This window comes from Sebaldella termitidis ATCC 33386 (assembly GCF_000024405.1).
GTDB lineage: Bacteria > Fusobacteriota > Fusobacteriia > Fusobacteriales > Leptotrichiaceae > Sebaldella > Sebaldella termitidis.
On sequence record NC_013517.1, the window covers coordinates 4,109,018 to 4,133,690 of the forward strand.

The window sequence follows — 24,673 nt, forward strand, 5'->3', positions numbered from 1 at the left end:
CAACCTAATCAATATTTTTTTAAAATTTCTTCAAATTTTTGCGGCTTATCCTCCGGAATAGTCTGGAATATAATATCTACTCCTTTTCCGGCAAGTTCTTTCAGTATCTCCACATCTTTGTCGTCAAGAGTAATATTCTGGAATACTACTTTTCTGCTTGGTCCTCCTCCGAGACCTCCTACCTGCAATTTTCCTACTTCAAGTCCGGCATCCAGCGTTTGTCTCAATACTGCCAGACTCGGGAAGAGCAAAAGCACTTTTCCTGTTCCGAACTGATCTTCCTTCCAGAGCTTACCTGCCTCTTCAGTACCGTATACATCTACTTTTACACTCGGCGGTGCAGCCATCAGATAGATATTCTTCATAAATTCGTCGTTTACCAGTTCATCGCTTACTACTATTATTCTGTTTGCTCCTGACTGCCCGACCCATTTTGTAACTACCTGTCCGTGTATAAGTCTGCTGTCTATTCTTGTTAAAACTAATTCTGCCATTGTCTTTCCTCCCTGATATTATTTTGTCATTTTTCTTAATTCTTTTAGTATGTTTTTACAGCTGTCTCTTCCTTCTTCTACTATACTGTCCAATACACTGTCCTCATTAATAGAATCTATATTTAAGAGAGCCTCGAATAAAAGCGGTGCGTTTAATCCCGAAATTATGTTTATTTTGTAACTCAGGCTCAGCTTTGCAGCCACATTTGTAGTTGTTCCTCCGAATATATCTGTTATTATCAAAGATCCCTCTTTCATTTCAGAAACTTTATTCTCTACTTTTTCATAAAATTCTTCAAAAGTATCTGCGGGGTTCAACGATATCTGTGATACACGATCTACATTTCCTACTATCATTTTTCCTGCATCAATAATGTATTTTCCCCAGTCTCCGTGTGTCAGCAGCAAAATTTCCAGTTCTTTTCCCATTTTCTCCTCCTTACATTTTTTCCTTTATTTATGATAATTTTTTATGTACCAAAATTTCCATTACTGTATCAGATTATTTTACAAGCTTTTTTATGATCTCATAAAGTTTTTTTATGTCTTCCACTCTTGTGAGTCCTGTTTCCTTATCTATTATTGATCCGTATATATGCGGCATTATTCTTGGTATACTGCTTTCCACACACACCTTTAGTATCTCCTCAAAATTTTCCAGATCTATTCCCCCTGTAGGCTCTATCAGCTCCAGATTTCCTCTTTCACTTGCCTTTGCCACTTCCTTCAGCTCCTCCAGTGATTTCAGACCTCCCATAGGGAAGAATTTCACCGAATGTGCTCTCATATCCTTAAGCATTGCCACTGCTGTATCTACATCGACTATTGCCGCTTTCTCCTTTTCACTCAGTTCACCTGTGCTTATCTTTACTTTCCCGGGCTCTCCTGTAGGACTCATTAATACATTTATATATGTTCTGCCATGTCCCTTTGCTCTTAATGCCCCTGCTGCATATCCTGCTCCTGTAAATACCTGATTTACATGACCCGGATCTGTTTCACATGATATCAGTGCAGCCTTCTCAAACTGACTCGGATCTCCCGCTCCAAGACCTACAGATACCACTCCCAGTTCTTTCAGATACTCCTTTACTTCTGCAACTCCGTCTTCTATCTTATCATAATTTTTCGATAAAAGTCCCACTACTACATGACCTTCCGCTGCTTCATATATTTCCTTTGCATTCGCCAGATCTTTCGCAAGCACGTTTAATGCTACTCTCCCTTTATAAAACTTTATTTTTGTATCAAGCATTTCATATTCCTCCTGTTTATTTATCCGTTGTCTTTAAAAAACAGATATTCTATATTGCTGTTTTTATAATAATTTTTTATTCATTAATCATATTGGTAGTTGAATAAATTCATAAATTGCTGGTATTTTCAGTTACTTAACCTAATATTTCTTCTATTCTCTTAAATATATTTCCTATTTCCTTTTCATCTACTGATCTCATATCAAAGTGTATTTTCCCCTGATTCTTATAATAGTTTCTTGTATAGATAGCAGGATTCCCGCCTTCCAGTTCCTTTATCAGTTCTTCTGCATTCAGCTTAGTATCCAGAAGCTTCATCTCTGTTCTGTATATCTCTCTTCCTGCTTCATCCTTTACCACTGATATTGCAGTCCCCTTTATCCCCTTTAATTCCTCTGCTAGAAGCTCTGCTTTCTTCTTATTTTCCTGCTCTATCCTTGCCTCATCCTTTTGACTGTACTGTTCCAAAGCGCTCAAAAGACTCATTATTACTCCTTTGTCCACCTTCATTGCTCTTCCTATTCCCTTATACTGCAGCTTACAATTCTTGATTAGCTCCTTCTTTCCTGTTATAAATCCCGATGCTGGTCCTTCTATTGCCTTAGAACCGCTGTATATCACCATATCTGTTCCCATTAACACATATTTTTCCAGATCCTCTTCTGCTGCTGCATCCACTACTACTGGAATATTATATTTCTTTCCTATCTCTATTGTCTTTTCCAGACTCAGCATACCCTTCTGTACACTATGATGTGATTTTACGTAAAATATTCCCACAGTATTTTCATTTATATTTCCTGTTATGTTTTCTTCGCTTGTAAGATTTGACTGCCCTACTTCCACCAGCTTACCTCCGCCAAGTTCTATCATAGTCTTTATAGGTGCACCATAGTTTACTACATGACCTTTTTGTATAATTATTTCTCTTTTATCAGTATTCAGTATATGAAGATTCTCAGCCATTGTCTGATTATCCTTTGTAATAAGAGAAGCTGCAGCTATTGCTATTCCTGCTGATGCCGAAGATGTAACACAGCTTGCCTCAGCCTTTGTATAAGCTGAAACTATTTCTCCTGCTTTATTCATAAGATCTTCCATTACCACGAAATTCTGACTTCCTTCCTTGAAGCCGTCTGTACTCTTATCTGATAATACCGATACTCCTAGTATTGTCATTCTCCCGCTCGCGTTTATTACTTTCTGAAGACCTATTTTTTCATATATATTCACTTTTTCACCTCCAATAAATTTTTCTTCGTTTTTCTTTCACTACTAACATACCATATTATCTACGAAAGTCAAATTTTCCATTTTCGTCGTCGGACATTAAAATATTCTTTGACTTTTTCTTATTATTATGCTAGATATATAAATATAACAAGATAATATAACGATAATTCTATAAAATAATTATCGTTGGTCTCTGATTTAAAAATTGACTTTTTCTATGGAATGGAGAAAAAAAATGGAAAAAAATATGAAAAAAAATGAGTTTTTCTTTCAGGAACATGATATTTTTATCGACTTTCAAAAAAAACTTAATAAAAAAGATAAGATTTTTTTGGAATATCTGATAAAAAAAATAACTTCCGATAATGATCCAAAAATAGTGCTGGGACAGAAAGTCCTTCTGAATCTTTTGAATCTGACTACTAAACAGGAGCTTGATAATTTTCTGGATAAGTTTTTTGAAAAAAGAATAAGCTATCAATGCAGCAAGCTGAATATTTCTGATATAGAAGGAATTATAAATCCGCTTTCCTCATATAAATTTTCAGGAATCAATTATGCATTTTCAATATCATCAGATTTCTTTAATATCTTTCAAAAAAATAAAAAAGATTTCAGAGCATATAATTTTGATATACTTTTGCAATTCAGCAATCCGATTACTAAAAAATTATTTTTATTTCTGACTAATAATACCGGAATAAATGACTTTCTTGAAGTATCACTTGATACCCTGAAAAATTATCTGGATTTAAATAATACTTCATATTCCAGATTTTATGACTTTGAAAAAAATATACTGACTGTGTGCATTCAGGAAATAGAAAAATACACTACACTAAAAATTCAATACAGAAAGATAAAGCTTCACAATACTTCCAGCGGAAAAATAATAGGTCTAAAATTTTATCTTGCCGATGAAAATAAAAATGCTCTTGAGAAAAATACTGATACACTTATTGAAGGTATCAGACCGCTTATTAAAAATGCCGGGAAAATACGTAATTTCATTACTCTTTCACTTGCCAACAGAGGATATAATTATATGAAAAAGAATATCGACTATGCAAAGCTCCACTATAAAGGAAACTTTGAAATTTTTCTTATTGAGGCAGTAAAATATGATTATTTCAAAAACAGATTTTTAAAAATAATTCTTCCTTTTAAAGAAAAATACAAGCTGATTTTTTCTCTTGAAAAAAGATTTGATTCTTTTCCTGAATTATATGAAAATCTTTTTGAAATAATGAGCGGGACTAATTTATTTCATCTTACACAAATGGCTCCTATATTCAGAGAAGCATATAATCTTATGGAATCCGGCTACATAAATCAAAAGGAGCAACCTAAGATTGCCCCGTTTTATAAGGAACTTCTAAACTTAAAATCATTTAATGAATTTAAATACGAAGATGAAAAATTTATAATATTTATAGAATATAATAAAAACTATGACAGCTTTATTTACATTTTTGAAAAATAGCGGGATTAAGTCCCGTTTTTTTATCCTGCTTTTCCCATCAAGAGGCTCAGCATCAGTATTACAAATACAAGCAACGTTATTTTCACATACAGATAGTCTTTTTCCACAAGAAATATTACTATTGATATTCCTACACGGAAAATCGGCGTAGCTATAAGTATAATAAGTCCTGTCATAATAACCCCATACGGCTTTAGAGCCAGAAGCCCTTTTATGATTTCCGTAAAAGTGGCAGGATATGATGCTCCGGGATATCCGCTGTCTCCAGTGCTAAAATACATCACAAGACCGGCAAATGTGACTGCCCCGCTTATTATTACTCCTATTCTGAGAGCCTTACTTATGGCAAGTTCTACTTCATGCAGTTCTTTTTCGTCTTCTCTCATTTTATCCACCTATTCCTTTCATGAACATCTGTATTGCTACATAGAGCAAGACCGGAATAAATATCATTCTTATTGTTTTACTTTTCAGATGCTGCATAATTTTCGCACCTAGCGTGGCACCTACAAGTACACCCAAAGCCACAGGTCCTGCTATTTCCGGTCTTATATCTCCCCGTTCAAGATAGACGCCTGCACTTGCTGCTGCAGTAACCCCTATCATAAAATTACTCGTACTGCTGGAAACCTTCATTGGAAGTTTCATAAATACATCCATTGCCATAACCTTAAATGAACCGCTTCCTATCCCAAGAAGTCCTGACATTATACCTGCCACATACATTACGCCAAAGCCGCTCTTTACACCGCTGACATTATATTTAACATTTTCCTTCAAAGCTTTGTCGTAGTATTCTCCGTGAAGATTCAGCTTATCTGCCAGAGGATCCTGAATTACATTTTGAGGAAGCTCGGCTCCTGCTTTTTTTATCATCATAAATGTGGAGTAAAACATCAGAATACTGAATATCATAAACAGATATTTTGGATTCAGAAAACCGCCTATAAAGGCTCCTGTAATAGCTCCCACAGTTGTCGCAATCTCAAGAAACATTCCTATTCTTATATTTGTTACCTTATCTTTTATATATGCCACTGCTGCTCCGCTTGAAGTTGCTATGACGGCTATTATACTGGCTCCTATTGCATGCTTTATATCCACCTGAAACATAAGCGTCAGTGCGGGAATTATAATTATTCCCCCGCCCAGACCAAGTATAGAACCCAGTACTCCTGCTATGACGGATACTAAAAATATTTGCAGACTGTATATTTCCAATCTTCTCCTCGCCTTCTATTTTTCTGTAACACCCTATATAAAAGTATAACATAATTATCTTAAAACCACATAGAAGATTTTTCTCTTTCCTTCACTATATATAATTTGGAATATTATATCAAACCGCTGAAATTTCAAGTACTTCATAATAAAGTTTTTTTTGCTTATTGACTTTAAAAAAAAATATGGTATACTTACATTAACTGGTATATACCAGTTAGGTTTGTACAATAAGTAGCTACGATTTTAAACCTTTACCTTATTTATTATGGAGGAAAAATATGATCAAATTTATTGAAAACAAACTAGTTCCAATTCTGATCAAAATTGGAGAGAACAAAATTTTAGTTGCTGTAAGAAACGGAATAACACTTACACTTCCATTTACTATTTCAGGAAGTCTGTTTCTTATTCTGGCCAATCTGCCTATTCCGGGATGGTCAGACTTTTTAGGACCGTTTGCTGATAAACTCAGCGCCCCTGTAGCAGTTACTTTTGGTGCTATTGGTATAATATCGGCTATAGGTATCAGTTATAATCTGGCAAAACAGTATAAGCTCGATGCCATAACATGTTCTGCCATTACTATGGTAGTCTTTCTTCTTGCACAGTTAGATCAGGAATATACTCTGAATGTAGATAATCTGGGAGCTGCAGGTCTGTTTTCGGCTATCATATTATCTATAATTACTGTACATATAATAAAATTCTTTATTTCAAGAAATATTGTGATAAAACTGCCTGAGGGAGTTCCGCCTGCAGTGGCTCAGTCATTTGCCGGCCTTGTTCCTGCAGCGGTTGCTATTGTATTAATATGGTTTATCAGAGTTCTTCTGAATTTTGATATAAATGCATTTTTCACATGGCTTTTAAGTCCTCTGGTAATGGGACTTGGTACACTGCCTGGTATGCTTATACTTATATTTCTTATTTCTATACTCTGGTGCTGCGGAATCCACGGGGATAATGTGCTTTCCGGTATTACAAGTCCGATTTTCCTGAAATATATTGCAGAAAATACACAGGCATATCTGAATCACCAGCCTATACCGCATATAACTGCTGACGGATTTTACATTGTCTTTATGTGTCTCGGTGGAACCGGAGCAACACTCGGTCTTGTTATTTCCATGCTGCGTTCCAAAAGCAAGCTGTACAAATCCGTGGGAGAGCTGTCATTGCCATCTGCCATTTTCTGTATAAACGAGCCTGTTATCTTTGGCTTTCCTATAGTATTTAACCCTATCATGATGATACCGTTTACTATTACGCCTATGATACTGTGTACCCTTACGTATGCCCTGATGTACTTTAATATAATAGGACGTCCCGTACTTCAGATACCGTGGACAATGCCGCCCATATTTGCAGCATACTTTGTAACCGGCGGGAATATACCTGCAGTCATATGGTCTGTATGTACTATTGTAATTTCTGTTTTTGTTTTTCTGCCTTTTTTCAAAATGGCGGAGAAAAAGCAGCTTGAAAAAGAAGAAGCAGAAAGCCGGGAAAATTTAGAACCTGTTTTAAACAGCGAAATATAATACTTTATGAGGTGATAAAAAATGAAAGGACTAAAAATTACTACTATCGGCGGAGGTTCCAGTTATACTCCTGAATTAATAGAAGGATTTATCAGAAGATATGACGAACTGCCGGTTACTGATTACTATCTGCTTGATATCGAGGAAGGGAAAGAAAAGCTTGAGATTGTTGGCGAATTTGCCAGAAGAATGGTCAAAAAAGCCGGAGTTCCCATAAATATTCATCTTACTCTGGACAGAGAAGAAGCCCTGAAAGATGCGGATTTTGTGACAACTCAGTTAAGAGTGGGACTTCTTGATGCCAGAATCAATGATGAAAAAATCCCTTTAAAATATAATGTGCTTGGTCAGGAAACTACAGGACCCGGCGGATTTATGAAAGCCCAGAGAACTATTCCTGTTCTTTTAGATATATGCGAAGATATGAAGAGACTTTGTCCCGATGCATGGCTTATTAATTTTACCAATCCTGCAGGTATAGTAACAGAAGCAATAAAAAAATACAGCAGTATAAAAACTATAGGTATTTGCAGCGGTGCAAACAGCATGCTTATGGATATTGCAAAAGCTTATGATGTACAAAAAGACGACATCTACACCAGAATAATCGGGCTGAATCATCTGATTTTTGCAGATAAAATATTTCTAAAAGGCGAAGATATTACTGATGATTTTATAAAAAAATTATCTGCCGGAAAAGCGGATAACAGTTTGAAAAATATTCCGGATATAGGCTTTTCCGCTAAATTCACAGAAGCACTGCATATGTATCCTATTTCATATCTGAAATATTTTTTCCTGAACAGAGAAATGGTTGAAATTGCAAAAAAAGACGAAGCTGAAAAAGGTACAAGAGGTGAACAGACAAAGGCAATAGAACATAATCTATTTGAGCTTTATAAAGATAAAAATCTGGACACCAAACCTAAAGAATTGGAAAAACGCGGAGGAGCATATTACTCTGAAACAGCATGCTCTATAATAAGCTCTATTTATAATAATAAAAAAGAAATACATGTGGTAAACACTCTTAATAACGGTACCACTTCTGATCTTCCCGATAATGTGGTAATTGAAACAAATGCGGTAATAGATAAGGATGGTGCACATCCTGTCACATATGGAAAACTGCCTGTAAAAATAAGGGGACTTATCCAGAGTGTGAAAGCATACGAAGAGCTTACAGTGGAAGCTGCTGTAACAGGCAGCTATGATACGGCTCTCCTTGCCCTGAGCATTAATCCTCTTGTTCCGTCTGCAAATGTAGCAGAAAGTATACTAAATGAGCTTCTTGAGGTTAATAAAAAATACCTGCCTCAATATTTTAAATAAACTGTAAGCGGAGATAAAATAAATGCTAAAGGGTCATAGGTTTCCCATAATAACCTAAATATTTATTATACAAGGAGATAAAAATATGGAACTTATAACAAAAAAGGACTATGATGAGCTGTCTAAAGCCGTGGGAGATTTTGTAATTGATTATGTAGGTAAAAAGCCTGACAGTCTGATCTGTTTCGCCGGCGGGGATACCCCTCTCGGGCTTTTGAAATATCTGGTGGAAGCTGTAAATGAAAACAAAGTTGACCTTAGTAAATGCAGATTTGTAGGTCTTGATGAATGGGTAGGATTGGGAAGAGATGTAAAGGGAAGCTGTCAGGAAATGCTGTATAATAATTTCTATGATCTTATTCCTGTTCCAAAAGAACAGGTATGCTTTTTTGACGGACTGGCAAAAGATCTGAATGAGGAATGCAGAAGAGTAGATTCTTTTATATCTGATAATGGTAACCTTGATCTCATTGTTCTTGGTATCGGTATGAACGGGCATATCGGCTTTAATGAACCTAATGTCCCTGCAGATACTTACTGTCACATTGTAGATCTGGATCCTATTACAAAAGAGGTTTCCGTAAAATATTTTGATACTGCACTTGATGTAAAGCAGGGATTATCTTTGGGAATGAAAACAATACTTGAAGCTGATACTATTATTTTAATGGCTGATTCTGAAAGAAAGGCTGATATTGTTTATAAAACAGTTCATTCGGAAAAAACTCCGGAAATTCCTTCTACTATGGTAAAAGATGCACAAAAAGTTTATTTCTTTATTGATGAAGCAGCAGGAAAATTACTGTAGCTTTTTCAAATATACATTTCAATATATATGCTTAAACCCTTCTAAATTAAAAAGGCACTTTAAAAATTCGGTGCCTTTTTATTTTTCTATTTTCATATTCTTTACTTTAAATACATCACCCCTGTTATAGCTGTATGAGTAGTTAAACACTGTTTTATCTTCAAGCCTTGTAACCTCAGTCATTTTCAGCATAGGAAGCCCCGCCTTTATTTTCAAAAGCTTTGCCAGTTCGTCAGTAAACAATGATGCCTCAATTATAGTATCAGAATCCTTTATTTTTTTCCCTGTGATTTTTTCTATATATTCATAAAGAGAGCCCTTTATTAATACCTCTTTGGGAATTTCATTAATAATGCCTACGGGAATATTGGTATCCTCCACTGTAACCGGCATATTATTTATGAGTCTTACCCTTCTTATAAAATAAACCTTATCACACACATTTATTTCAAGAAGCTTTGCCAGTTCTTTTCCGGCCTTTATTATTTCAAATTCTATAAGCTCACTGCTGATTTTCACTTTATTTTTAAACTCTCTCGAAAAACCGAGAACACTGTCACTTTTTTCATTATTAAAAATATATATGTTTCCCTCAGTATTTTTCAGTACAAACATACCTTTACCGTGAACTCTCTCTATAAAGCCTTCCTGCTCAAGACTGTTCATAGCTTTTTGGACAGTCACTCTTGTCACACTGTAAAAAGAGGCAAGTTCCCTCTCAGAGGGTATTTTTTCACCCACTTCATATTTTTTATTTAATATATCATTTTTTATTTCTTCTTTTATTTCCAGATATTTGTGTTTTTTCTCCATAAATTATCCATTCTGTTTTTTTATTTTCAAAAGATAGTTTTATGCTATTCAGCTTGTTTTTCCTGTAGTTAAGATAATTATACTATATAACACATGATTTTTAAAGATTAATTTTCAGGAAAAAATAAACAGACATACCTAATTATAGTATGTCTGTTCTTTTTTTATTTATAAACTATTTGTTCCGCAATTCTTTCTGCTTCCTCTTTTCCTTTCAGTACTTCTATCAGCCTCAAAGAGAAATCCACAGCTGTTCCCGCTCCTCTTGAGGTAGTTATATTTCCGTCTGTTATTACATTTTCCCTTAACAAAACTGCTCCGTTTTTTTCAAGGTCTGATTCTACACTTGGAAAAGAAACTGCTTTTTTATTTTTAAGCATACCAAGGCGTGCCAGAACTCCCGGAGCAGCACAAATAGCAGCTATATATTTTTTTTCATTTTTACCGAAATTTTGTAATCCTTCCATTAAAAAATCCGACTTTTCATAATTTCCTGTTCCCGGTCCTCCTGGAAGTATCAGCATCTCATAATCATCAAAATTAATATCTTTCATATTTTTATCAGTTTCAATTACTACACCGTGGCTGCTTTTCACTTTTTTCTCATCAAACACAGAGACGGTATCCACTGTTATTCCCGCACGTCTCAGGAGATCCACCGGTGTCACAGCTTCTATCTGTTCAAATCCCTCTACTATAAATTCTGCAACTTTCATATTCTTCACCTCATCTTTTTATTTTATAAATAATATTTATATATAAATTCTCTGTTTTTAATATAACACTAAAATAAAAAAATAACAACAGACAGTGTTTTTTCTCTATTTTAAAATCTATTTATAATGAAAAAACTGTCTGAATACAGACAGTTTTTCCTTTATATAATTATCTTAAATTTTCCAAAACTTCTTCCGGTGTGTTCAGAGCCAAAATTTCATCTCTGTACTTTTGTGCTTTTTCATAACTGCTGTTTCTGATTTTTTTCTTAACCTGCAATACTGATGATGCACTCATACTGAAAGCGTCAAGTCCCATTCCAAGCAATAATTCTGTTGCTCTTCTGTCTCCTGCGAATTCTCCGCACATACTAACAGATATATTTCTGTCATGTCCTGCATCTATTACCTTTTGTATTGCTTCTAATACAGCAGGGTTAAATGAATCATATAATGAAGCAACCAGTTCGTTTCCTCTGTCTACTGCAAGGAAATACTGTGTCAAATCATTAGTTCCTATTGAGAAGAAATCTACTTCTTTTGCAAATTTATAAGAAATAATAGCAACTGAAGGAGTTTCCACCATGATTCCTACTTTGATATCTTTATCATACTTTTTACCTATTTCATCAAGTTCTCTTTTACATTCATCAAGTATTTCATTTGCTTTTCTTACTTCATTTATTGAAGTTACCATTGGATACATGATTTTTACCTGACCATAAGCACTTGCTCTTAATATTGCTCTTAGCTGAGTTTTGAATATATCTTGTTTTACAAGGGAAATTCTTATTGCTCTCCATCCAAGAAACGGATTTAATTCTTTTGGAAGATCCATATACGGAAGCTCTTTATCTCCTCCTATATCCATTGTTCTTATAGTTACAGGTTTCCCCTGAAGCTTTTCAGCAACTACTCTGTATGCTTTATACTGTTCTTCTTCTGTAGGCAGATGATCTGAATTCATAAATAAGAATTCTGTTCTGTATAATCCTACTCCTGTTGCTCCTGCTTCAAGAACTGCGTCTATATCTTCCGGACTTCCTATATTCCCCCATAATTCTACTTTGTGTCCGTCTGCTGTCACAGCCTCTTCATCTATTAATTTTTTTAGTTCTTCTTTTTCTTTCAGGTAGGCTTCTCTTTTTTCTGTATAATCTTTTAAAATTTCTGCATCAGGTTCTATAATTATTTCTCCTACTTCACCGTTCATTACTATCGAAGCTCCGTCAGCCATTTCTTTTAGCGCATCTTTTACACCTACTACTGCCGGTAATTCCAAAGATCTTGCCATAATAGCAGAGTGTGATGTTTTCCCTCCTATTTCAGTGATGAATCCTACTGCATTTTTAAGGTCAAGCTGTGCTGTGTCAGATGGTGTAAGATCATAAGCTACTACTACTGTTTCAGGATCAAGATTACTAAGATCCTTCATTCTTATACCAAGTATATTTTTAAGCCATCTTTTTCCGACATCTTTCAAATCTGCTTCTCTCTCTCTCAAATAAGGGTCGTCAAGCTGTGAAATCATTTCGCAGTATTCATTGACACCTTCGTCAAGAGCTCTTGAAGCAGCCATTTTTTCAGCTTTTATTTTATCCTTAACCTCATCCATAAGATCATCATCTTCAAGAAGCATAATATGCCCGTCAAAAATAGCAGCCTTATCTTCTCCCATTTTTTCCTTAACTTTGTCTCTGATAGAAATCAACTGTAACTTAGATTTTTTCTGTGCATCTAACAACTTTTCAATTTCTGTTCCTACCTGTACCTCTGATATTTTTTCCTGAGGTATGTTCATTTCTTCTTCGATGAATAACATAACCTTCCCGATAGAAATCCCTTCTGAAGCTCCAATTCCTTTAAATTCTTTCATACTTCTCTCCTTTGATAAAAATTTTAATTATTTAATGAATTATAAATTGCATCCACAAATTGATTTAGTTTTTCTTCTTCCTGTTCTTTCATTGATGAATTTACCTCCAAAGGATCCCCTATTATTTCTGTATCTTTCATTTTAGATACATGTTCGGTAATTACCTTTATTGCACTTGAAGCCCATGTGTAATTTCCTATTATACCGACTTTTCTCTTCTGTATATTCAAAGCTGTCAATTCATGCAGCAAAGCATCCATTACATGATACAGTCCGCTGTTATAAGATGGTGATGCCACTACCATGTGGCTGTATTTCCATACTTCGGCAATAATATATGAAGGATGTGTCTTTGAAACATCAAAAACCCTCATATCTTCAACACCCTTTTCAGCAAGCTTGTTAGCCACTGCATTTACTACATTTTCAGTGTTTCCGTACATCGATGCATAAAATAATACTACTCCGTTTTTCTCTGGAGTATAAGAACTCCACTTGTCATACTTATCAAGAAAGTAGTCAAGGTTAGTTCTCCATGACGGTCCGTGAAGCGGACATATCATTTTTATCTCATTTTTTGTAAGCTTTTTTATGGCGTTTTGTACCTGCATACCGTATTTCCCTACTATATTTGCATAGTATCTTCTGGCTTCAGATAAATAATAACCTTCAAAATCTGTCTGATCACTGAACAGATTACCGTTTATTGCCCCGAATGTACCAAAAGCATCTGCGGAAAATAATATTTTCTGACTTGATTCATATGTTGCCATTACTTCCGGCCAGTGTACCATCGGCATCATATAAAAATTAAGCGTATGTTCCCCCAGAGAAAGGCTTTCTCCTTCTGCTATTTTATGATAATTTTCAGGTTTTCTTGTATCATAAAACTGTTCAAAAAACTGAAAAGTTTTTGCATTTCCTACTATTTTCATATCAGGATAAATTTTTAACAGTTCTTCTATGTTGCCGCAATGATCGGGCTCCATATGATTTATTATCAGATAGTCAAGATTTCTCCCGTCCAGAACATATCTGATATTATCTAAAAACTGATCTCTTATAGCTGAATCAACAGTATCTATCAAAGCCGTCTTTTCATCAAGAATCAGGTATGAATTATATGATACTCCTTTTGGTACTGGGAACATATTCTCAAAACGTTCTAATCTTCTGTCGTTACCCCCGACCCAGTATATTTTTTCACTAACTTTTTGTACGCAGTGTAACATTTTTGTTTTCCTCCTTAAACTATAGCGCATTATTTGAACTTTTAATCACAAGATTTTTTAGATACCGGCATTTTGAAAAAAAATAGTATCAAATCCGGTATTTTTATTTAAAATAACTAATGACTGTGAACGACAAAATACTAATTCCAATGCAGTTTTTTATCCTGATCTCTCAATAATTTTACTATTTCACCTTTTCCGAATTTTGTTGCCATATCTATAGGAGTTTCATCCTTAAAATTAGGAACTCTGGGATCCGCTCCATATTCAAGCAATATTTTTACTATCTGGATATGACCCTTCAGAACTGCATCATCAAGAGGTGTCCAGCCGTCATTGTCACTTTGATAATTTACAATATTTTTATTATGCTCAAGCAGTATTTTCACTGCCTCTGTATTTCCGTAATAACATGCTGTATGTAATGCCAGACGCCCAAAAACGGGATGCTTTTCATATACGCTTGCCCCTCTTTTCAAAAGCTCTGATAACATTTCGTTATTCCCGGATTCTATAGCAACTATTATAGGTGTATACCCTTGTCTGTTACGGGAATTAACTGTAAGCTGAACTCTCATCTGTCTTCGTTCTATTACCGGCCCGTAAGCTCCCTCTACAGCATTCTGCTGTCTTTGCTGCCTGTTTTTCTCTACATCCAGAATATTTATAACTAACAAATTATTTTTTTTACGAATGGTGTCCAAAAAAAAATTAACTGCATTTTCTTCGTATTTACTGTCATCCATCTGTTTTAACAGGTCTATTTCTTCTGAAAATACAATAATATTGAATAATAACAACCATATTAAGATTTTTTTCATTAAAACACACTCCAGACTATGCTTCTTAAATTATATCATCAATTGTTTATATTTTCAAACATAATATCTACAATCAAGTGAAATAAATCTTTAACACGATTTTTGTATACCACATGTATATCTTACCAATTGAGTGATATAATTCCATATTTTTATAGTAAAAAGTCAAGAGTTTATTAAATCTCCTGACTTTTTTATTAATATTTTATATCATCAGTATAATAAAATGTATTTGAATTATTAAATAGTTCACGTAGCTGACTATTTATCAGCATTTGGACTTCCCCATCAGGATCTACAACTAATTTATTCAACATGAAAACTGTATCATCTATATCTAAATAATGTCGAAACTCAACTCCATTAAAATTATTAGCACGATTTGACACTATTATTTTTTGTTTGAAAACATCATATATTATTGCTGAGTCTTCTTGAAGTCTTTTTATTACATCTCCATAATTTTCTTTTTTCTGTAACTTATCTACTAATCCTATTTGAAGATACTTACTATCTTTATAATAATAAATCATATACTTATCGTTTCTGTCACAATACAATTTATCTTCTAACTGGGTTTCCCTAGTTGTTTCAAATGCTTTTCTCATATAAAAATCAGGATCATTCAATAATGAGCAAGAAAAATATGAGCTAAAAAGAAGAAAAAAGAAAATACTTTTCATAAAACCTCCTCCATTTTTTTTACATTATACCATAAATTAAACTGCATTTCACTCTTCGCGTTATCACTACAAAAGTTTGCAGAATATTTCCTTTAATTTTCACACTGTATCGGATCTTTTTTTATGTACCTCCTATTCAGAAACCTATTTTGGATATGATCTAAGTAAATTTATGCCTAGGACTACCATTGAAATTATGGAAAAATTTGAAGATGATGTTGAAAATAAGATATTTTTAGAGCTTGAAAATTTTTATTCTTTATTTATTAAAAAATGCTGATATTAAATCAGCATTTCTAATATTTATTACATATTAATCCAATCTCTTATATGGAAAATTCTATAAATGGAATTATTTTTTTCAAAAATTCTATTTCCTGATAATTTTCAATATTATAATTTGAGCTTTTTATTTTTAATATATTTTCATATTCTTTAATCGTTAATTTCCCATATACCTTATCTGGCAAATTAAGTGAATACCATTGATTTAATTTACCGTTTAGAGTTTTAGATATTTCTAGTTCATAATAATAGTCACTTGATATTTTGAGAACCCATAATTTCTTTGATTTTCCATGATAAATTATTTCTTTTTCGTTATCTTTCAATGTTATTTTTTTTAGTTTTGTTAAATGCTCAAGTGTAATTTTAGAAAATAATTCTAAACATTCATATTTATTTTTTCTGTCATATTCTTTAATTTCACAAAAAATATTATTTTCTATTATTTTCTTTTTATTTTTTAATTTTTTAGAAGAAATCATAATATTTTCAATTGCCTCATTTTCATATAATAAGTTATTTAATGTGCTTACTTTCTCGTATCCTCCTCTATTTGATATATCAAATAGAGTTGGTTCGTATTTTAAATAAATTATATAATTATATTCCAAAAAAATTTCTTTAATTTCTTCAACTTTTCTTCTTTCATCCCTATATTTTAAGTTTAATTTTAAACATATTATTGTTTGAGTTAAAAATATTGTTAATAACACAAACAAAAGCAAAAACTTTTTCAAAATGCCTCCTATCTTTTTTCTCTAGTATAATTTGTAGTTGTAACCGGAATTCCATTTTTCATTTCAAAAATCGCAGTAAATTCAACGCTATAATACCCCCTCATCTTAAATTCTTTTGCCCCATAATTTTTTTCCTCGTACCCTTTCATAAATTTATCTTCAATTTTTATGCCATATTCCTGTATTGATTTCCCATCATGCCAGTCATAGTTATCTCTTATTGTATAGTCTACTTGAGATTTTAATTCATACTTATTTTCTCCTATTTTTCTTATATTAACACTTCTACTGTAATCAATATTATGAGGACCCATAGAATAAAAGAGATCTCCGTCTATTTTTGGATCTGGATAAATTTCTGCTGCTTTTTCACCCCCTGCATAATCAAAAATTGTTGTATTTTGACCTATTTTTAAAGATGAAAGATCATTATAATCAATTATATCAAAAATTCCCCATTTTATATCAGTAATTGCTTGTTTTCCGACTTTAGAATTTAAATACCAATCCATCGGAACCTCTTTTGTTCCACCTTGACCTGATAAATAATATAAAATATTGTCAGTAGCATTTTTATATCCATTTTTTGCAGCATTGGCTCTGAGACCCAGAACAATCAAATCTGATATTGGTTTAGAAGAATCTCCATCTATAACTAACCAAACTCCGGGCTCTGTCTTTCTCTGAGTACCTGCTATAATTACCCCACTTAAATCTATATCATCTGAACTTAAATTATTTTTTGATTTTGAATCACCAAGTCCCTCTGATATTTTTTCTCCAAAGATTTCTCCTATTTGTTGTCCTTTGTTATTCCAATTTTCAAGTCCATTATTTTGAGCATATATTTCTCCTACTTCTTCTCCTACTACTCTATTTAAATCTTTTAAAGAACCATTTGCTGTACTTTCTGTTATATAAACAATTCCATCTCTTGAAAATGCCCCATTTACTGAATGCATTTCCCCATCTTCTCCCATCAATAATTCTCCATCTTTTATTATAACAACATCTGTTACTCCATAATCTGCATATTTATCTTTTATCGTTTCTTTTAACTTTTCCTTATTTTCTCTATCTGCTTCTGATAACACTAGATTATCTTTGTTTTTCACTACTTCCTCTACCGCTTTTGTTATATTTGCTAAAGACTGTTTTTCTAAATCTCCCATTCCAGCATTAGGATCTCCATTTTTATTATTATTCAATTTCGTTCCTATTGAATCTACTATTATTTCTGAATTTTCTCCAATAGTATTTAAATCATTCAGTAAATCTTTTTGTTTTTCTTTATTCAATAAATCTGTATGAAGAACTGTATCTATCTGCTCAACCACATCATCTTTTGTTATTACCTGTGCCTTATTTATGTCTGTATTTATTCCTCTTTCTTCAAGATTTATCTCCCGTCCATTTTCTACTATCACTGTATTAACAAAAGTTGCATTTGTATCCTGTTCCTTATCATGACTTCCATATTGTAACTCTGTCTGTGGTACGGTATTTTTTCTGTCTACTCCACTTAGACCTACATTGTAATTTTCTCCATTATCATGATCTTTTAAATTCTCTACTATTACTTCTTTTGCTTCTATTCTCATACTTTCATTTATACTTCCTATAATAGCTCCTACATTAGTTAAAGTTTCTCCAACCTTTATATTTCCTCCGTTTTCTGCTATTATACTCGTCTGATTATTTACCCACTTACTATCTCCACTACTTTCTCCATAACTTGCACTTCCTGATACTGAATTATAACCTTTACCATCGCTTTGTTCTGTATGACCATAATTCAAGCCTCCACTTTTATTACTTCCATCTAATTTGTATTCATCCTGTAATGAAATTACATTTAGATTTCCACCTATTTCAAAGTCTATTTTGTCTGCAGTTACATTGGCTCCTTTAAATGTTGCATCTTCTTTTGTTGTTAACTGAAATGTTCCTCCTGCATTTATTATTGTATTATCATAATAAACTGATGATGAATTACTGTTTCCTTTACTTCCGTTTATTCCTCCTGTTACCGTCCCTCCTGTAAAGTCATATCCAGCGGACATTCCCTGTGAACTTGAATCTGTTGTATTATTATAAGTGTTTTTTCCAGCTGATGCTTCAAAGCTTTTGGCATCTACTATAATATTTTCTCCAACATTTACTTTTTGATTTACAAGTTTTACATCTCCTTCTGATGATATTACTAGATTTCCTCCTACATTTATATTTCCTGCTACTGAATTTGTTCCACTCGTGTTTGATTCATATTTACTTTTATTTGCACTTACTGTTACATTTGCTGTTACTCCATATCCGCCTAATGAACCATAACTTCCTTTCATTCCGTCTACTACTAACTGAGATAAGTCCGCTCCTGCCTTTACTCCTTCTCTATATAAATCCAGTCCGTCACCATATGTATTTATAAGCTCTGATCTATTCCCAAATCCATATTTCCCATTATTTTGTGACTTTTCATCTGCTGAACTTATAAAGCTTGTTATTGTTGAACCTAAACTCGCTGTGATTCCTACACTTTTACTTTCCTGTTTTACTTTTTCATTATATACTTCCTGTGCATCAAGTAATTCTACTCCGTTTACTCCTCTGATAATCATATCTTCCCCAACATTAGCCTGCATTGCTTCTGTTCTCACTTTATTTCCTGCTGATAGTAATGTACTTCCTTCAGAAACTATACTTGAAGTAGCCACTGTTGTAGTATTTCTTGTATTTTCAAGACTGTTGCTGCTATAACTCACTCCTGCTGATACTCCGCCACCACTCATTGAAAAACTTGAACTAAACCCACTACTCTTCTCTTTCAGATAATATTCATTATTCATATCATCTGTTGTTATGTTTATGTCATTTCCTGCTGTTACTATTATATTACCGCCACTACTCTGAATATTATCATTCTTTACTGCTATTACATTTGATGCTTTTATATTTACATCGTTTCCTGAATCCAGTATTATATTATTTCCTATTATTGTACTTGCTACTGCTTCTTCCTGATAGTTTGTTTCCAGTTTGTAATAACTTGAAAATGTCCCGTTCTTTTCTCTCTTTGATTCTGTATACATAGTATTTTTATCATTCTCTATATTTATGTTATTTTCTGCTGTTAACTGAACTGTACCGTCTGATGCTACTGTACTTCCCTTTATGTTTATATCATTTGAAGCATTTATTATTACATTATTTAATCCTGTTACTTCTGAGCCTAACTTCTCTGTTGTTCTGTATAAATCATATCCATGATTTTCTTCTGTTCTCTCATAATCTTTCAAAGCTATTGTATTTATATTAACATCATTAGCCTCTATATATGTTGTTCCTCCTGATTCTGTCACTGCTCCTCTTGAAACGTAATTATCTGCTTCAATATATGTAATATTTCCAGAACTTATTACTCCTACATTCTGAATATCATCATATATTCTGGTTCTTTCTTTTCCTTCAAGCCTGTCATGTTCTGTTGTTTCTACACCAGTCGTTATATTACTTATAGTTCCCCCTGCTGTTAACATCAGGTCTTCTTTGGCTGATATTACTGCTCCTATATTCAGTATATCATTTTTTGCATCTATTTGTATATTCATTCCTGTTATCTCTGCTGTTAATGCTCCTACACTTTTATTTATCAGATTATCTGTATTTACATATACTGTATTACCACTTAATCTTCCCTGATTCACAAGTGTACTACTGTTTATTGCCAATGTCTCCTGTGCTGATATTGTTGTCGTTGGACTCTTTATATTCTCCAATGTTGCCTGACTTAAATATACCTGTGGTACCAGTACCTTTTCCCCGTTTACTTCCTGTTCCACATACCAGATTATATCACTCTTCAATGCTGCTATCTGGGCTCCTGTTAAAGCCACTCCTATTGTTAATTGTAAATCTCCGCTTGTTGCCACTGCATTATCAAGCATCTCTTTCATTAACTCTGTATCTGCTTTTCCGTTTATAAATCTTGTTCCCAGTGTTTCTAAAAGAAGATTATTCATATATTTCGTTTCATAATAGGCATCCCCTAATCTTCTCGCCATATTCCAGTCTTTTGATTCATTATACCCTATTTTACTTAAAAAATAATCACTCCCAAAAAATCTTGATAAATCTATATACTGACTTCTTGTTTCCATTAAATACTTTGATGTTGGGTCTTTACTTTCTGCAAATAACTTACTTTGTGAACTTGTAAATACTCCTGGGTTAAACGGTATTGTTCCTGTTGTTATTATATCTATTACTGCTGTTCTGTCTACATGTACTGTTACAGGATCGTAATATAAATCTACATCAACATCTTTTGATGTTATTGTACTTGGATCTATTACAATTCCTGTTCCTATTTTACTGTAATCATATCCGTTGTTTATTGTTGGTGTTCCTTCTATTATTACATTATTTCCTTCTATTACTGATACACTGTCTGCTATATTGTAATCTCTTGATGTACTTTCAAGGTCTCTTCTTACTCCTATTGCATCACCATATATTGTATTTCCACTCCCATTTGTCCACATTGTCTGCCATAATGACAGTCTTTCAGTTCCGTCATATACTTTTATTGTGGCTACATCTGTTACATTCTCTATTTTTTCTACTTTATTTGTTATTCTTAATGTTCCACCTGAACTTATTTTTGAATTTCTATTTTCTATTTCTTTTACATCAAGTGTCAGATTTCCTCCTGATAATATTCTTCCGCCTTCTGTCACAAGTCTGCTTGTATCTACATAACCTTTTAATACCTGTGTTTCATATGTTGCATTTGAAGCTGTAAGGTTTCCTGACATATATCCATAATATAAATCATAATCTGTTGAATCTTTTATTTTTGTAAATTCTTTTTCCCTGTTTATTCCACCATTTATATTAGACTTTGCTATCCCTATTTTCCAATCATCCAGTCCTGTTATTAAACTGCTGTTTCCCGTTTGGGCATATGCATCATCAAGTTCTCTCCATACATCATCATAAATATACTGTCCATCCCAAGTTATCCAGTATAATCTATATTGTCCTGATACTTCCCCACCGTTTAAAAGTTTATTTCCGCTTAACAGTATATTTCCTCTGCTGTCTATTATCCCCTTTGTATTATCCAGTAAATTAAAGCCTGTTATATTAAGGGTACTCTGCCCTACTATTTCTCCGCCTGTATTATCTACATCTCCTGTTTTTATATTCATCTCATTATCACTGTATACTGATGCATCTTTATTTACAAGCTTTGTTCCTTCTATATCAAGCTTATCAAGAAATATTACCAAATCCTTATTTGTTATATTATTTCCTGATAACTTTCCTCTTTCTCCTTCTATCATGGAATTATTCAGTATATTTCCTGTTGCCAGTAATTCCACAGTACTTGCTGATATTGTTAAGTTATTCGTTATATTATTCCCTGATAATCTTAACAACCCTGAGCTTATTATATTTCCATTGTTTGTTATATCAAATCCTGATATTAACAAATTATTTATTCCCTGTATTCTACCTTCAAGAAGTAAATTCCCTAAAGATGTTAATGTTATGTTATTTCCTCTTATTATTCCTGTATTATTATCATAAGAAAATATATTTTGTAAATTTATTGTTGCTGATTCTATTGAACTTCTATTTACTATTGATGTATTATTTAAGTTTATACTGCCATTTGATGCCAGCTTTCCTGTATTTGTTAAACTTGTATTATTAGCTGTTATCACTTCTTCTGCTAATATCTGACCGCTGTTTGTTAATACCGGTGTTGTTATCTCTATATTTTTTGAAGCTATTGTTCCTTGATTATTTATATTGCTGCTTCCTTTTAATTTTGTTGTCTCTACTACTGTTATTTTATTTGTATTTATAATATTTGTACTATCCACATCTAAATTTACTGTTACTATTTCTCCAGTATTACTAAAACTAAAGCCTTTTGACACTATTTTATCTGATACTTTTAATACTCCTGTATTTGTTAAGTCTTTTGTATTTACTAATCCTCCTACATTAATTACATTATAGTTTTCAAGATTAGAAGATATCACAAAACTACCATTTGTATTTATTTGTCCATGGTTCACTGCATTTCCAACTGTACTTATTCCGTCTACTGCTGATACCTTCCCTGTACTTTTATTTGTTAGATTTTTTGTAGTCAATTTTTTATTGGTTACAATTTCCCCATTATTATCTAAATCCTCTACATTAACATTACCTTCTGCAGTTAACTTTCCTGTATTGACAGTATCTTTAGCTGTTAAATCTCCTGTTGTTTGAACACTTCCTGTATTTGTTAGATTTTTATCTATTGTAACTCTATCTTTTCCATAAAGTGTTCCCGCATTATTTGCATTTCCTTTTATAGTTAAATCCTTATCAGATATAACTTTTCCGGTATTTATTACATTACCCTCTACAGCAATCCCGTTCTCGCTTTGTAAATCCGATTTATTAGTTAAGTCTTTCCCTACTTTTACAGAATTCTTTCCATACACTAATGAATCTGATTCCAGATTACCTTTTACTTCTAAATTTCCTTCTGATATTAGCTGACCCTTATTTTGTGTGTCTCCACCTATTGTTACATTGCCCTTTGAATAAAGATTACTTTCATTATTTAAATTACCTGATACCTCTATTTCCTGTGCCTGTGTTCCACTTCCTTTTAATGTTGTATTATCTGCTTCTACTGTTAATTTTCCTTCTGTGTAAGTTGAACCTTCCTGTGTAAAATTCTTTGCCTTTATATCTACACTTTCAGTTCCTTGGATTTTTGATAAGACCAAGCTTCCATCAGCATTGATTTTCAAAACTTTTTGGCTTACCATATCGCCCTTAACACCTATATCTGAACCAACTGCCTTTAAATAGATGTTTCGACCATAGATACTACCTACTACTGATGAGGATATTAATACTTCTCCCGGATTATCTCCCTGCTTTACTACTTCTTTTGTTCCTGTATTATAGTCATATTGTCCGCCTATTAATGTTAAGTCATTTCCATTCAACTGTCCATTTATCTGAATACTTTTGGCAAGTAAACTTAAATTTTCTGCCGCATTACCATTAAAGCCTGATCCTATTTCTATTCTTCCATCACGAACCATTATTGTCATCAAATCATCACTTACATGACCTGTTGTAAATGTTACATTCCCAAATCTTCCTACTAAACCACCATTTAAGTATATTCCATTAGGATTACTGAAAAACATATCTACTTTTCCCGTACTTGCTGCTTCTATAAAACCGTTTATTACTGACGGATCTTTATGGACTCTTAACAGAATTGCTCTCGCAGGATTTCCTGTGTAATTTTCATTTGGAGCTATTATTCCTCCAAGTTCACTTCTATATCCAATTCCTTCTTTGGATGATATATTATTTAATATCAGGTTTTTCTCATCTACACTTAGTCTGTCAAAATCATTTACTGACACGCCTGAATTTCCCGGATTCGCCAGTTCAATCATTGGTGTCCCGTTAGGTGCTGTTATTACTCTTGTTGAGCCGTTCCTTGTTTTTATTAATTCATTTGCAAATGTTAAGTTATTTAAAAACATTCCCAACAATATTCCTACTGATAGATTCCTTCTTACGACCTTCTTCCAGTTCCTTTCTTTCATCTTCTCCTCCTTAAGTATAAAAAAAACAATATTCAAAAATACTAATTTAATTACAGTTTTACCTATATTTCTACTACTATTTCAATATTGATTTTCCTTTTATTTTTCTTTGAATCATTATATAATTTCCTTTGTTTTATGTCAATAGTTTATTACATCAATGTGAAATTTATGTGAATATCAATATATAAAAAAGACATATTTCTGTGCCTCTTTTAATTTATTATAATTTTATAATACAGATTTCTCATCACTTCCAAAACTCCAGAAATTTATAATCTATACTTTTTACCATTTATTATTTTCAAATTTTCATATGAAATATTTATAATTATTATAGCATAACTTTAATTTATTACAAATAAAAAAAGAGCCTTTACAGCTCTTTAAATTGTACAATTATTCACTCTAGTAATAATAGTATACTTAACGATACTTAGAATCCTGTTATTATATTGTTTGAATACTCTTATTCTTGATAACTAAGTACCTATTGACTTTT

The 24,673-nt window shown here is 32.8% G+C and carries 18 protein-coding genes; 4 read left to right on the plus strand and 14 right to left on the minus strand.

What is annotated here, in order from left to right:
- Positions 1–8 precede the first annotated feature (8 nt).
- From STERM_RS19185 to STERM_RS19200, 4 genes are all read right to left on the minus strand, one after another.
- Positions 9–494 carry a PTS sugar transporter subunit IIB gene (locus STERM_RS19185; RefSeq protein WP_012863277.1) on the minus strand — a complete coding sequence of 162 codons (486 nt, stop codon included), beginning with the start codon at positions 492–494 and terminating at the stop codon, positions 9–11.
- An 18-nt stretch (positions 495–512) separates the two neighbouring features.
- Positions 513–923 carry a PTS sugar transporter subunit IIA gene (locus tag STERM_RS19190; protein WP_012863278.1) on the minus strand — a complete coding sequence of 137 codons (411 nt, stop codon included), beginning with the start codon at positions 921–923 and terminating at the stop codon, positions 513–515.
- A 73-nt stretch (positions 924–996) separates the two neighbouring features.
- Positions 997–1,749 (minus strand): 2-dehydro-3-deoxy-phosphogluconate aldolase, encoded by a 753-nt coding sequence (gene dagF / locus STERM_RS19195; RefSeq protein WP_012863279.1) that lies wholly within the window; start codon positions 1,747–1,749, stop codon positions 997–999.
- Between the two features lie 136 nt (positions 1,750–1,885).
- A complete protein-coding gene (locus STERM_RS19200) occupies positions 1,886–2,983 on the minus strand; it encodes a DgaE family pyridoxal phosphate-dependent ammonia lyase (RefSeq protein WP_012860144.1) in 1,098 nt (365 codons plus the stop codon).
- A gap of 235 nt (positions 2,984–3,218) precedes the next feature.
- Between STERM_RS19200 and STERM_RS19205 the strand changes: the two genes are divergently transcribed.
- A complete protein-coding gene (locus STERM_RS19205) occupies positions 3,219–4,466 on the plus strand; it encodes a replication initiation protein (RefSeq protein ID WP_012863280.1) in 1,248 nt (415 codons plus the stop codon).
- A gap of 20 nt (positions 4,467–4,486) precedes the next feature.
- Here STERM_RS19205 and STERM_RS19210 read toward each other — a convergent pair whose 3' ends face one another.
- Together STERM_RS19210 and STERM_RS19215 are read right to left on the minus strand one after the other, a co-directional pair.
- The gene (locus tag STERM_RS19210; protein ID WP_012863281.1) at positions 4,487–4,852 is read right to left on the minus strand and encodes a DUF1634 domain-containing protein; all 366 of its coding nucleotides are present in this window, start codon (positions 4,850–4,852) and stop codon (positions 4,487–4,489) included.
- A gap of 1 nt (position 4,853) precedes the next feature.
- Positions 4,854–5,687 (minus strand): sulfite exporter TauE/SafE family protein, encoded by an 834-nt coding sequence (locus STERM_RS19215; protein ID WP_012863282.1) that lies wholly within the window; start codon positions 5,685–5,687, stop codon positions 4,854–4,856.
- Between the two features lie 281 nt (positions 5,688–5,968).
- Between STERM_RS19215 and STERM_RS19220 the strand changes: the two genes are divergently transcribed.
- The 3 genes from STERM_RS19220 to STERM_RS19230 all read left to right on the plus strand — a co-directional run bounded on the left by STERM_RS19220 (position 5,969) and on the right by STERM_RS19230 (position 9,371).
- Entirely contained in the window at positions 5,969–7,231 is a 1,263-nt protein-coding gene (locus STERM_RS19220) for a PTS sugar transporter subunit IIC (protein ID WP_012863283.1), read from the plus strand.
- 21 nt (positions 7,232–7,252) lie between these two features.
- The gene (locus STERM_RS19225) at positions 7,253–8,563 is read left to right on the plus strand and encodes a 6-phospho-beta-glucosidase (RefSeq protein WP_012863284.1); all 1,311 of its coding nucleotides are present in this window, start codon (positions 7,253–7,255) and stop codon (positions 8,561–8,563) included.
- Positions 8,564–8,648: 85 nt separating this feature from the next.
- Positions 8,649–9,371, plus strand: a complete 723-nt coding sequence (locus STERM_RS19230) for a glucosamine-6-phosphate deaminase (protein WP_012863285.1) — start codon at positions 8,649–8,651, stop codon at positions 9,369–9,371.
- Between the two features lie 78 nt (positions 9,372–9,449).
- Here the strand turns inward: STERM_RS19230 and STERM_RS19235 are convergent, their stop codons facing one another.
- The 8 genes from STERM_RS19235 to STERM_RS19270 form a co-directional block, all read right to left on the minus strand.
- Positions 9,450–10,184 (minus strand): GntR family transcriptional regulator, encoded by a 735-nt coding sequence (locus STERM_RS19235; protein ID WP_012863286.1) that lies wholly within the window; start codon positions 10,182–10,184, stop codon positions 9,450–9,452.
- A 164-nt stretch (positions 10,185–10,348) separates the two neighbouring features.
- Positions 10,349–10,900 (minus strand): DJ-1 family glyoxalase III, encoded by a 552-nt coding sequence (locus tag STERM_RS19240; protein WP_012863287.1) that lies wholly within the window; start codon positions 10,898–10,900, stop codon positions 10,349–10,351.
- A 169-nt stretch (positions 10,901–11,069) separates the two neighbouring features.
- Positions 11,070–12,776 (minus strand): phosphoenolpyruvate--protein phosphotransferase, encoded by a 1,707-nt coding sequence (gene ptsP, locus STERM_RS19245; protein ID WP_012863288.1) that lies wholly within the window; start codon positions 12,774–12,776, stop codon positions 11,070–11,072.
- Between the two features lie 23 nt (positions 12,777–12,799).
- A complete protein-coding gene (locus tag STERM_RS19250; protein WP_012863289.1) occupies positions 12,800–14,008 on the minus strand; it encodes an FprA family A-type flavoprotein in 1,209 nt (402 codons plus the stop codon).
- A gap of 140 nt (positions 14,009–14,148) precedes the next feature.
- On the minus strand, positions 14,149–14,829 hold the full coding sequence (locus STERM_RS19255) for an ankyrin repeat domain-containing protein (protein WP_012863290.1): 681 nt from the start codon (positions 14,827–14,829) through the stop codon (positions 14,149–14,151).
- 197 nt (positions 14,830–15,026) lie between these two features.
- Positions 15,027–15,512, minus strand: a complete 486-nt coding sequence (locus STERM_RS19260) for a nuclease (RefSeq protein ID WP_012863291.1) — start codon at positions 15,510–15,512, stop codon at positions 15,027–15,029.
- 326 nt (positions 15,513–15,838) lie between these two features.
- Complete coding sequence (locus tag STERM_RS19265; protein ID WP_012863292.1) at positions 15,839–16,534, minus strand: hypothetical protein; 696 nt, start codon at positions 16,532–16,534, stop codon at positions 15,839–15,841.
- Between the two features lie 8 nt (positions 16,535–16,542).
- Complete coding sequence (locus STERM_RS19270; RefSeq protein WP_012863293.1) at positions 16,543–24,171, minus strand: hemagglutinin repeat-containing protein; 7,629 nt, start codon at positions 24,169–24,171, stop codon at positions 16,543–16,545.
- Between the last annotated feature and the right edge of the window lie 502 nt (positions 24,172–24,673).

Excerpts from the sequence above, each read along its gene's own strand:
- STERM_RS19210 (WP_012863281.1), bottom strand. The coding sequence starts at position 4,852 with ATGAGAGAAGACGAAAAAGAACTGCATGAAGTAGAACTTGCCATAAGT.
- STERM_RS19205 (WP_012863280.1), top strand. The coding sequence starts at position 3,219 with ATGGAAAAAAATATGAAAAAAAATGAGTTTTTCTTTCAGGAACATGAT.
- STERM_RS19240 (WP_012863287.1), bottom strand. The coding sequence starts at position 10,900 with ATGAAAGTTGCAGAATTTATAGTAGAGGGATTTGAACAGATAGAAGCT.
- STERM_RS19260 (WP_012863291.1), bottom strand. The coding sequence starts at position 15,512 with ATGAAAAGTATTTTCTTTTTTCTTCTTTTTAGCTCATATTTTTCTTGC.
- STERM_RS19190 (WP_012863278.1), bottom strand. The coding sequence starts at position 923 with ATGGGAAAAGAACTGGAAATTTTGCTGCTGACACACGGAGACTGGGGA.
- dagF (WP_012863279.1), bottom strand. The coding sequence starts at position 1,749 with ATGCTTGATACAAAAATAAAGTTTTATAAAGGGAGAGTAGCATTAAAC.
- STERM_RS19225 (WP_012863284.1), top strand. The coding sequence starts at position 7,253 with ATGAAAGGACTAAAAATTACTACTATCGGCGGAGGTTCCAGTTATACT.
- STERM_RS19235 (WP_012863286.1), bottom strand. The coding sequence starts at position 10,184 with ATGGAGAAAAAACACAAATATCTGGAAATAAAAGAAGAAATAAAAAAT.
- STERM_RS19250 (WP_012863289.1), bottom strand. The coding sequence starts at position 14,008 with ATGTTACACTGCGTACAAAAAGTTAGTGAAAAAATATACTGGGTCGGG.
- STERM_RS19270 (WP_012863293.1), bottom strand. The coding sequence starts at position 24,171 with ATGAAAGAAAGGAACTGGAAGAAGGTCGTAAGAAGGAATCTATCAGTA.
- STERM_RS19255 (WP_012863290.1), bottom strand. The coding sequence starts at position 14,829 with ATGAAAAAAATCTTAATATGGTTGTTATTATTCAATATTATTGTATTT.
- STERM_RS19230 (WP_012863285.1), top strand. The coding sequence starts at position 8,649 with ATGGAACTTATAACAAAAAAGGACTATGATGAGCTGTCTAAAGCCGTG.
- ptsP (WP_012863288.1), bottom strand. The coding sequence starts at position 12,776 with ATGAAAGAATTTAAAGGAATTGGAGCTTCAGAAGGGATTTCTATCGGG.
- STERM_RS19220 (WP_012863283.1), top strand. The coding sequence starts at position 5,969 with ATGATCAAATTTATTGAAAACAAACTAGTTCCAATTCTGATCAAAATT.
- STERM_RS19185 (WP_012863277.1), bottom strand. The coding sequence starts at position 494 with ATGGCAGAATTAGTTTTAACAAGAATAGACAGCAGACTTATACACGGA.